Consider the following 9,218-nt stretch of genomic DNA (forward strand, 5'->3'; position numbering starts at 1 on the left):
ATAAATACTTGGTGGGTAGCTTAACCCGCCTTTTTTTAATTGTTTTAAGAAATGACTATTTTAGAAAACCCGATTTTATTGTCTTGGTTGAGAATCATGGTGGGTGCTTTGATTGGCAAAGATAATCTCAACCTCTACGATAATTTAGATTGGGTCAGAGAATGCGATCGCTACGTCAATCCCGATTATATCTATCCTCAATATTATCAGAGTAAAAATTTCCATGGCATTGTTGGAGGATATCTTAATGCGATCGCTCCTGTAACTTACGATGTGGTAACTCAATTTGCTGCGCCTCCCAACGAAAATAAATTACGCCAACAAGCTATTAATTTAGTTCAAAAACAACCCCAAAACATTCTAGATTTGGGATGCGGTACGGGAAGTTCCACAATGATGCTCAAACAGGCATTTCCCCAAGCCCAAGTAACGGGATTAGATATTTCTCCTTATATGCTTTTAATGGCAGAATATAAAGCTAAAAAAGCTAACTTAGCTATTAATTGGCAACAAGGATTAGCAGAAGCCAGTCAGTTTCAAGATTGTTGTTTCGATCTGATTTCTATTGCTTTTCTGTTCCACGAAACTCCTGTGAAAATTACCTTAGATATTTTGCAAGAATGCCAAAGACTGCTTAAACCTGGAGGTCAAATTATCATCTTAGATGGCAATCAAAGACGTTTGCGTCACACTCCCTGGTTAATCCGACTATTTCAAGAACCTTATTCGTTAGTTTATGCAGCGGGAAATATCGATGAATGGTTGAGTTCGATTGGCTTGATTAAAATTCAAACTCAGCCTGTTGGTTGGATCTCTCAATTAACAACTTGTTTTCGATCGTTATAGTCGTACAAAATTAGGTTGGGACGAGAAGAAAAATTAGAGATCGAACAATTTTCAACTTTTCCTGTCGCTACCAAACCTCTTCCACAAAAGAAGATATTAAAAAGTTTATTCCATAAAGTTTTTCGCCATTTCCAAGCGACTATTTACTTCTGACCAATTAACAACATTCCACCATGATTCTAGATAATCGGCTCTTTTATTGCGGTATTTAAGATAGTAAGCGTGTTCCCAAACATCATTACCCATAATTGGATATTGACCTTCTATAAAAGGACTATCTTGGTTGGCTGTGCTGGTAATTTCTAAGGTTAAATCCTCATTCATAACCAGCCATACCCAACCACTACCAAATCTTGTTTTGCCTGCATTATTAAATTCTTCCTGGAAGGATTCAAAATCGCCAAAAGTACTATTAATAGCTTCCCCAATCTCTCCAGTAGGTTGACCTCCTCCATCGGGACTCATAATTGACCAAAACATGGTGTGGTTGGCGTGACCGCCCCCATTATTACGTACTGTAGTTAAGATATCTTCAGGTACGCTATCGAGGTTGAGCAAAAGATTTTCTACAGACTCTCCTTGAAGTTCGGGATGAAGAGCGATCGCTTTATTCAAATTTTTAACATATCCTGCGTGGTGTCTGTCATGATGGATAGTCATAGTTTCCCTATCGATGTAGTCATCTAGAGCATCATAACTATAAGGTAAGGGAGGTAGGCTAAACTCCTCACCAGTGGTTTGGGCAATTAGTCTGCTTTGAGAAAAAGAAGTATTCGCACCCATATCTTGAGGAATAGAAGCGATACTTTTATTTATCTGAAAATTGTTAATTAAAATAAATGTAGCTAGGGTAAGACAAAAAACAAAGCCGTACAGTTTTTTATTTTGCATAGATCGAAGTCGTGAAAATTAATTATGATGATTATTTCAAGATTTTGCGCTTATTTCCTGAGATTTTCCTGAGATTTGTGCAAAAGGTTGATTACTCTGGCAAAATTTAGCCAAAAAATCCCTAAAAAATTAGACAGACAATGTCTGCCTCAAAATTAATCTCAATCAATCCGATCTACAGTCTCTAAGTTATTTTTGACGGGGATAAAGCTGCATTAAGGCTTTAATATGAATTACAAATGCCTTCTGCCCCCTGCCTGCATGCGGACACACGAATGTCCTTTGCGCCTTAAAACTATCTATTCTGTACCTGACTTAGATGAAAACTGCTGTATGTTTTTGAGCAACGTAAAGCGATCGCGATGAAATCGCAGCTCGAAAATTATGGAATTCTCTACCTCCAGTCTATACCTCTTTAGTACTACCAAATCACTGCCAATTTCCCACTAAAACATAAGGCGACCAATAATAAGGATGGGGTGGTAAATTTTCTAAAGCTGAGGATGGCGGATTTTCTCGTAAATAATTCATCAGAGATATTTGTGCATTTTGCAAAGCATTTACTTTCTTGGCATTAGGGTTAGCAAATTCTCGATAAAAATCTTTCATTAATTGGGTAGTAGAAGCATCATCTACCGACCATAAAGAAGCTATCGTACTGCTAGTACCAGAACGAACTGCTACTCCCGCCAAACCCAAAATAGCGCGCTCGTCTCCTGTGGCAGTGTCACAAGCACTCAAAACTACTAATTCAGGATTGGTACTGCTAGAGCTTAAAAGATTGCTTAACCCATCTAAATCTATTTTCTGACCGTCTCCCGTAACAACAAAAGTATCTTGAGGATCGGAACTAAATACCCCATGAGTAGCTAGATGAACGATTGAAAAGCCAGATTCTAGCTGTTGTGAGATCTTTTGGCTAGTAAATTCTGCATCTAATAATTGACGGGATTTGGGAAAAATAGCTTTAATCCCCTCTAATTCTTGAGGAACATTAATTAAAGCAGGGAAGATATTCCCCTGAATTTCTACTTGCTGGCTCAATCCTGCTGCCAATACCTTGGTCTTATTTCTAGCCAAAGGTTTAGGGTCGAGTAATTGCAAACTGGGGGCTAAAGCTATGGCATATTGTTCTAATAAATATTGTTGACCGTCATACAAAGCAGAGATAGGAACATTTTGTAATTTGCCGTTTAACACAAAAACTAGGGTTTGAATTTCTGCTGCGGTCAAACTAGGAAGCACGGGGCGAATTAACCAGTCGTGTAACTCTTGAAATAGAGGTAACAGAGTCTGCATATTTTCCCTGATTTCCTCAGAGTTAATCAGAGTTGTGCTAAAGATATTAACCGCAGACTTATTAACGCTAGGGTTATAAAGACTGTCATAAAGTAAATCTATAGTGCGATCGACAGTTGCTTGAGAAATTACGGTAGTAAATCTTTGTAGGGGTTGATTGGGCAAAGAAAGAATTAGATCTAAACGATCGGGCAAAACAATCGGATAGATGACTGCTGCGTTGGGATCTAAGCGATCGATAGTTATGGTTGTATCGGCAGTTTCCGAGCAAGGATCTTGAAAGAAATTGTCTAATTCTGCTACTTGTAAAGATTCGATTACTTGACGGGCTAATTCTAAATTGGGGTTGTCATCTTTAATATTTGCCACTAGTTCTAAAGACTCCAAAGCTTGAGGACGATCGCTTTGTAAGAGTAAATTAGCCAAGCGTAAATAGACTGGTTTGACTTCTTGACGAAAATCTAACTGGACTACGCGATCGTTGGCATTGAGATCGCTACGCAAAGATTGCAGATTGTTGAAAGCATTGGTGTAGGCTGAGATAGCCGATTCTATTTGTCCTTGCTGTTCTAATAACTGACCCAGTTGGGACTGCCACAAATAGGTTATATCTCTGGTATCGCGATCGCTATTTTTGGCTTGGGCAGAAGCTAAAGCCATGTTAGTTAAGGCGATCGCTCGATCTATTTGTTGCGACTCAGCGTAATATTTTCCTAAATAACCCAACGCATAACTTTCTCCCAGTCGATCTCCCACTGTTTTGGCTTGGGAGAGGGCGGTTTGCAATACCGATTTAGCCCGCTGTGGTTTGTCTAGTTTTGCCAAACTACGGCTGTAGTTAATGCGAGAATAAATACTTTGATGGCTGGGGGGAATTTGATGCCAGCTATTATCGATCGCCGTTAATAAACTAGTTCTAGTTTTCGCCAGTCTGGACTCTAGCAACTCGGCAAAATTAGTTGCAGTTTCAATGGATCTAACTTCTTTTTGTCTTTGCCAAGTATCGATTCTACGGCTAGTTTGTTTTTGCCACCAGTCTTCAATTTCAATTAATAAATTGAGAGCATTGAGTCGGGCTTGAACTTGAGTAATAGGAGATGTTTGTCTATCTGTGGCGGTTTTTTGATAGGCGGTAAGAGTTTTTTGATAGGGCTTTAAAACTAATTCGGGATCTTGGCGGTCAATAATTTCGGTAATTTGATCGTAGCTACTGCGATCGCGATCGAGGCTTGCCAAGGCTCGTTCTACATTGCCCAACTCCAACAATGTCGCTCCCCATTGATCGGTATCTTGAGTAGCAATTTCGCTCAATTTTAAGACACTTTTCGCCTTTTCTAACGCACCGCGACTTCTCAAGACAGTTCCCAAACTCCGCAAACCAAAACCTTCCAGGGTAGATATTCTGGTTTTTGCCCTTAGATCTTCGAGTAAAATCTCTATTCCTAGGTCGTTACATTCAGCATTTTTGATTTCAAAAGCTTCTAGCAAACTATCGCAAGCTTTGGGATATAGTCCGAGATCCTGTAAAACTTGAGCCTGATTGATCGAACTCTTTTGCTTGCCCAACAAATCCCCTTCTGTTTCATATGCTTCGGCTGCTGCCTGCCAGCTAGTAACGGCTTGAGTTAGTTCTCCTTGACTGTAAAATTTTTGGGCGGCGATCGCTTTTTCTAATGCAGGAGACGGTTGTGATTGGGCTGGTATGTGCCAACCTACCGTCAAATAAACCGCGATAACAAAGAGGATAATTGTTTTAGGGATAGACATACGTAGTTAGGGCAATTATAAATTGCAGGGTCAAAAGTAAGAGTCGTTATAGGTTATAGGTTATATTACTCGGAATCAAAGCCATAGGTTTCTCTCACAAAATATAAAGGTCTACCTTTAACTTCTTCATAGACTCGACCTAGATATTCTCCCAATACTCCTAAAGTAATTAGCTGCACTCCGCCTAAAAATAAGATTGCCACCATTAAAGAAGCATATCCTGGCACATCTACCCCCAAAATAAGCGTGCGAATTACTAAATATAAGGCGTATAAAAGAGAAATAAAAGAAATAGTAACCCCGACATAACTCCAAATTTTTAGAGGTAGAAAACTAAAAGAAATAATCCCGTCTAAAGCAAAATTCCATAGTTTCCAATAGTTCCAATTACTTTTTCCAGAATGACGAGGATCGCGATCAAACAAGATCGAAGTTTGTTTGTATCCTACCCAAGCAAATAAACCCTTCATAAATCTAGTACGTTCTGGTAGTTTTTTAATCGCTTCTACCACTTGGCGATCGAGCAAGCGAAAGTCTCCAGTATTGGCAGGAATGGGCACGGGACTTATTTTACCAATAGTTTGATAGAAAGCTATGGCTGTAGCTTGTTTGAGCCAACTTTCTCCTCGACGCGATCGCCTGGTCGCATAAACTACATCGTAACCTTCCCGCCACTTGGCGATTAGCTCTCCGATTAATTCTGGAGGGTCTTGTAAATCTGCATCGAGGGGAATGATTGCTGCACCACTAGCACGGTCTAACCCTGCGGTAAGAGCAATTTCTTTACCAAAATTACGGGAAAGATTAATTACTTTAATGGTCGGGTATTGTTGGTTGAATTTGATTAATTTTTCTAGAGTATTGTCTCTACTGCCATCATTAACACAAATAATTTCGTAATTAATTTTTAATGCTTCTAAAGTTAAGTTTAATCTATTGAATAAATACTCGATATTTTTCGATTCATTGTATAAAGGAATTACTATCGATATTTCAATTAAATCTGACTTCATTGGTCGATCGCGCCATTTTAATTAGTTTATTATTTCCAGTGGTGATTAAGATATGAGGGAACTAGAATCAACTATTAAGCAAAAACTGACTTTGATGCAATTGTCAGATTCTTTTTTTCCTTCTGGATCTTATACCCTTTCTCATGGTTTAGAATTTTTAGTTCAGGGCGATCGCATCAAACACCCTGAAGAAGTCAAGACTTTTTTACGCCTACTGTTACACCAGAAAATTGGTACTAGCGATTTGGTGGCATTGATGCATGGTTATCGCAGTAGTGCCAGCCAAAATCTCGAAGAAATCAGAAGGGCAGATCGTTATTTATTCGCGCAAACGGCGATCGCTACCAATCGTCAAGCTCAACGTCAAAGCGGGCGGGCTTTATTAATGGTGGCAAGATCTACTTGGCAACAGGAACAACTAGCAATCTTAGCTCAAGATTTTACTAAAAATAGTTTTAACTGCTTGCATCCCGTAGTTTTTGGAGTAGTGGGCAATGTTGCAAATCTAAGTTTGACCGATACTTCTTTGGCTTTTTTACATGGTTTTATGACGGGTTTATTCGGTGCTGCCATTCGTTTGGGTATTTTGGGACATTTACAAGCTCAACAAATCTCTCTCAATTTAGCATCAGATCTAGAAACCGTTTTTCTCACTGCATCATCGATGAATTTAGAGGAAATGTGGTCTTGCACTCCCGCGATCGATTTAGCTCAAATGAGTCACTCTCAATTAAATTCCCGACTATTTGCTAGTTAACCTTAACCATAATAGTCAAGATTAAGCATTTGAAACTCCTGTTACTCTCCCTGGGGAAAACGCTGCCAAAGATCTGTTCCTTGTCTCAAGCTTTGATATTCTCCATTACCCAAAATCAAATGATCTAATAGGGGAATATCTAAATATTGAGATCCTTGTAATAAATTTTCTGTCAGATTAATATCTTCAGGAGAAGGTTCGAGATTTCCCGATGGATGATTGTGAGCGACGATTAATTTAATCGCCCCTTGACGCATAATTTCGCGAAAAATTTCACGGGGATGAATTAGAGTCTCCGTCGCCGTGCCAATGGTAATAATTTTGGTCGCTAACAAACGATTTTTAACATCCAACATCAAAACCGCAAAACGTTCTTGACTTTGCCACATTAAATCATTGCTTAAGACTGCTGCTGCTGATGTAGGACTATCTACCGTTACTTTTTCATTGGGACGAAATTGAAAAGTACGCTTACCTAATTCTACAGCAGCAATAATCGTAGCCGCCTTAGCAATACCAATACCTGGAATCTTCATCAACTCGCGGGGATGAACATCTCGCAATACATCCAAGGGTGCGCGGCGATAAGTCCCCAATTCTTGTATTATGTGTTGAGCTAGTCCAATTGCCGAGAGATTGCCTCTAGTTTGACCCGTACTAATTAAAATAGCTAGTAATTCCGCTTCAGAAAGATTTTTTGCTCCCATTGCTAATAATCTCTCCCGAGGACGTTCGCTAGGAGGTAAATCGGCTATTCTTAAGCGGTAGGTCATGAATACAGAACAATAAAAAAATATTTTGTAACACAACTATAACTTAGATTTTGCAGCCAATTTTCAATTTAACTAGAATTAAGTCAAAGATTTAATTAACTCCACGGCATCTCGATCGTCAATTTCGTCAATATAGACTTTGACTTTTTCATCCGAAGCAGTAGGCAGTTTTTTACCAGTAAAATCGGGATGAATGGGTAATTCTCTGTGTCCTCGATCTACTAAGACTGCCAATCTGATTGATTGGGGTCTACCATATTCGGTAACTGCATTGAGTGCAGCGCGGATAGTACGACCTTTATAAATAACATCGTCAACTAAAACTACGGTTTTACCAGTTAAATCGAGGGGAATTTTAGTCTTAGCAGGAATACGGGTGCGAATCTTATCGAGGTCATCCCGATAAAAGGTAACATCGATCGCGCCCACGGCGACAGTAGTTGCTTCTAATAACTCGATTTGTTTGGCTAAAAGATAAGCTAGAGGTACGCCCCTGGTGTAAATACCTAACAGAACTATTTGGGATAGATCTCCAGACTTTTCTACAATTTGAGAAGCCATACGATTAATAGTACGACGGATCTCTTCAGCAGATAAAATAGTAACTACTTGGGCTGACATTGGTTCTTGCGATCGTAAAGACTAGTAGTCATTCTAGCTATTGCCAAGACTATCTAACCCAATTCACTTCAATATGTTCATATTTGTTTTTAACTATGGCTAACTCCACCAATCGAGTAGTTATTCATTCGCCTCTAGATATGCACCTTCATTTTCGCGAGGGGACTATGGCACAGACAGTCATTCCTTTAAGTTCTCGTTCTTTTGCAGGGGGGGTAATTATGCCCAACTTAGTTCCTGCGGTAAATAATCTCGAACGTTTGCAAGGGTATTTAAGAGAAATTAAATCGATTGTGGGTAATGATGTTTTTGAACCCTATATGACCGTCTTTTTTAAAGAATATAGCTACCAAGAATTAGAACGATTTAAACCCCATATTATTGGAGTCAAGCTCTATCCTGCGGGAGTAACTACCAATAGCGAAGACGGTGTGGCTGCGATCGATCGCGCCGAAGCAACAATAAAATATCTAGAAGAGTTGTCAATTCCTTTATTGATACATGGGGAGACTCATGGCTTTGTTTTAGATCGAGAAAAATTATTTTTACCAGTCTTCGAGCATTTAGCCCAAAAATTTCCCCGTCTAAAAATTATTATGGAACACATTACTACTGCCGATGCGGTAGCTTTGCTAGATAAATACGAAAATTTGTTTGCCACGGTAACTCTACACCATCTAATTATTACCCTAGATGACTTGGCAGGTGGTTTGCTCAGACCTCATTTATTTTGCAAGCCTATTGCCAAACGTCCTGAAGATCGAGAAGCATTGTTAAATGCAGCCCTCAACGCCCATCCCAAATTAATGTTCGGTAGCGACTCCGCCCCCCACCCTTTAGATAAAAAAGAAGCTTGTGGCTGTGCGGCGGGCATTTTTACCGCCCCAATTGCTTTACCAGCTTTAGTAGAATTGTTTGTCAAACATAATGCGATCGATAAATTGCCAGGATTTGTTTCCGATAATGCTCAAAGAATCTATAACATTATCCCTCCCCAAAAAACTATTACCCTAGAAGCAAAACCATTTAAAGTCCCTGCCACCTACGGCGAAGTCGTCCCCATGTTTGCTAACAAAGAAATCAGTTGGTCTATTTGTGAAGTTATTTAAGAGACTGTTTGTAAAAGAAATATTAAATAACAATAATGGATGCGCCCTACCTTTGTTTTAAAGAGTGGATCGCAAAGATCGCACTCTTTGAATAAATTAGGAATACTTTCCCCCAGTCTCCCAGTCTCCCCGTCTCCCAGTC

The 9,218-nt window shown here is 39.4% G+C and carries 8 protein-coding genes; 3 read left to right on the plus strand and 5 right to left on the minus strand.

Annotated features, from left to right (window positions below; genetic code table 11):
- The first annotated feature begins 51 nt into the window (after positions 1–51).
- Positions 52–846 (plus strand): class I SAM-dependent methyltransferase, encoded by a 795-nt coding sequence (locus tag AC33VI_RS04485; protein WP_491781069.1) that lies wholly within the window; start codon positions 52–54, stop codon positions 844–846.
- 105 nt (positions 847–951) lie between these two features.
- Here the strand turns inward: AC33VI_RS04485 and AC33VI_RS04490 are convergent, their stop codons facing one another.
- From AC33VI_RS04490 to AC33VI_RS04500, 3 genes are all read right to left on the minus strand, one after another.
- Positions 952–1,737 carry a superoxide dismutase gene (locus tag AC33VI_RS04490; protein WP_491781070.1) on the minus strand — a complete coding sequence of 262 codons (786 nt, stop codon included), beginning with the start codon at positions 1,735–1,737 and terminating at the stop codon, positions 952–954.
- A 429-nt stretch (positions 1,738–2,166) separates the two neighbouring features.
- Positions 2,167–4,803 (minus strand): CHAT domain-containing protein, encoded by a 2,637-nt coding sequence (locus tag AC33VI_RS04495; protein ID WP_491781071.1) that lies wholly within the window; start codon positions 4,801–4,803, stop codon positions 2,167–2,169.
- Between the two features lie 65 nt (positions 4,804–4,868).
- Complete coding sequence (locus AC33VI_RS04500) at positions 4,869–5,816, minus strand: glycosyltransferase family 2 protein (RefSeq protein ID WP_491781072.1); 948 nt, start codon at positions 5,814–5,816, stop codon at positions 4,869–4,871.
- A gap of 52 nt (positions 5,817–5,868) precedes the next feature.
- Here AC33VI_RS04500 and AC33VI_RS04505 point away from each other — a divergent pair, with 52 nt between their 5' ends.
- Positions 5,869–6,573, plus strand: a complete 705-nt coding sequence (locus AC33VI_RS04505; RefSeq protein ID WP_491781073.1) for an urease accessory protein UreF — start codon at positions 5,869–5,871, stop codon at positions 6,571–6,573.
- Positions 6,574–6,614: 41 nt separating this feature from the next.
- On the opposite strand, the gene radC is transcribed toward AC33VI_RS04505, so the two are convergent.
- Complete coding sequence (radC, locus tag AC33VI_RS04510) at positions 6,615–7,346, minus strand: RadC family protein (RefSeq protein WP_491781074.1); 732 nt, start codon at positions 7,344–7,346, stop codon at positions 6,615–6,617.
- Between the two features lie 78 nt (positions 7,347–7,424).
- The gene (pyrR, locus tag AC33VI_RS04515) at positions 7,425–7,967 is read right to left on the minus strand and encodes a bifunctional pyr operon transcriptional regulator/uracil phosphoribosyltransferase PyrR (RefSeq protein WP_491781075.1); all 543 of its coding nucleotides are present in this window, start codon (positions 7,965–7,967) and stop codon (positions 7,425–7,427) included.
- A 95-nt stretch (positions 7,968–8,062) separates the two neighbouring features.
- On the opposite strand from pyrR, the gene pyrC reads away from it, so the two are divergent.
- Positions 8,063–9,076 (plus strand): dihydroorotase, encoded by a 1,014-nt coding sequence (gene pyrC / locus AC33VI_RS04520; RefSeq protein WP_491781076.1) that lies wholly within the window; start codon positions 8,063–8,065, stop codon positions 9,074–9,076.
- The last annotated feature ends 142 nt before the right edge of the window (positions 9,077–9,218 follow it).

It is taken from the genome of Waterburya sp. (genome assembly GCF_058530065.1).

Excerpts from the sequence above, each read along its gene's own strand:
- AC33VI_RS04505 (WP_491781073.1), top strand. The coding sequence starts at position 5,869 with ATGAGGGAACTAGAATCAACTATTAAGCAAAAACTGACTTTGATGCAA.
- AC33VI_RS04490 (WP_491781070.1), bottom strand. The coding sequence starts at position 1,737 with ATGCAAAATAAAAAACTGTACGGCTTTGTTTTTTGTCTTACCCTAGCT.
- pyrC (WP_491781076.1), top strand. The coding sequence starts at position 8,063 with ATGGCTAACTCCACCAATCGAGTAGTTATTCATTCGCCTCTAGATATG.
- AC33VI_RS04485 (WP_491781069.1), top strand. The coding sequence starts at position 52 with ATGACTATTTTAGAAAACCCGATTTTATTGTCTTGGTTGAGAATCATG.
- AC33VI_RS04495 (WP_491781071.1), bottom strand. The coding sequence starts at position 4,803 with ATGTCTATCCCTAAAACAATTATCCTCTTTGTTATCGCGGTTTATTTG.
- AC33VI_RS04500 (WP_491781072.1), bottom strand. The coding sequence starts at position 5,816 with ATGAAGTCAGATTTAATTGAAATATCGATAGTAATTCCTTTATACAAT.
- radC (WP_491781074.1), bottom strand. The coding sequence starts at position 7,346 with ATGACCTACCGCTTAAGAATAGCCGATTTACCTCCTAGCGAACGTCCT.
- pyrR (WP_491781075.1), bottom strand. The coding sequence starts at position 7,967 with ATGTCAGCCCAAGTAGTTACTATTTTATCTGCTGAAGAGATCCGTCGT.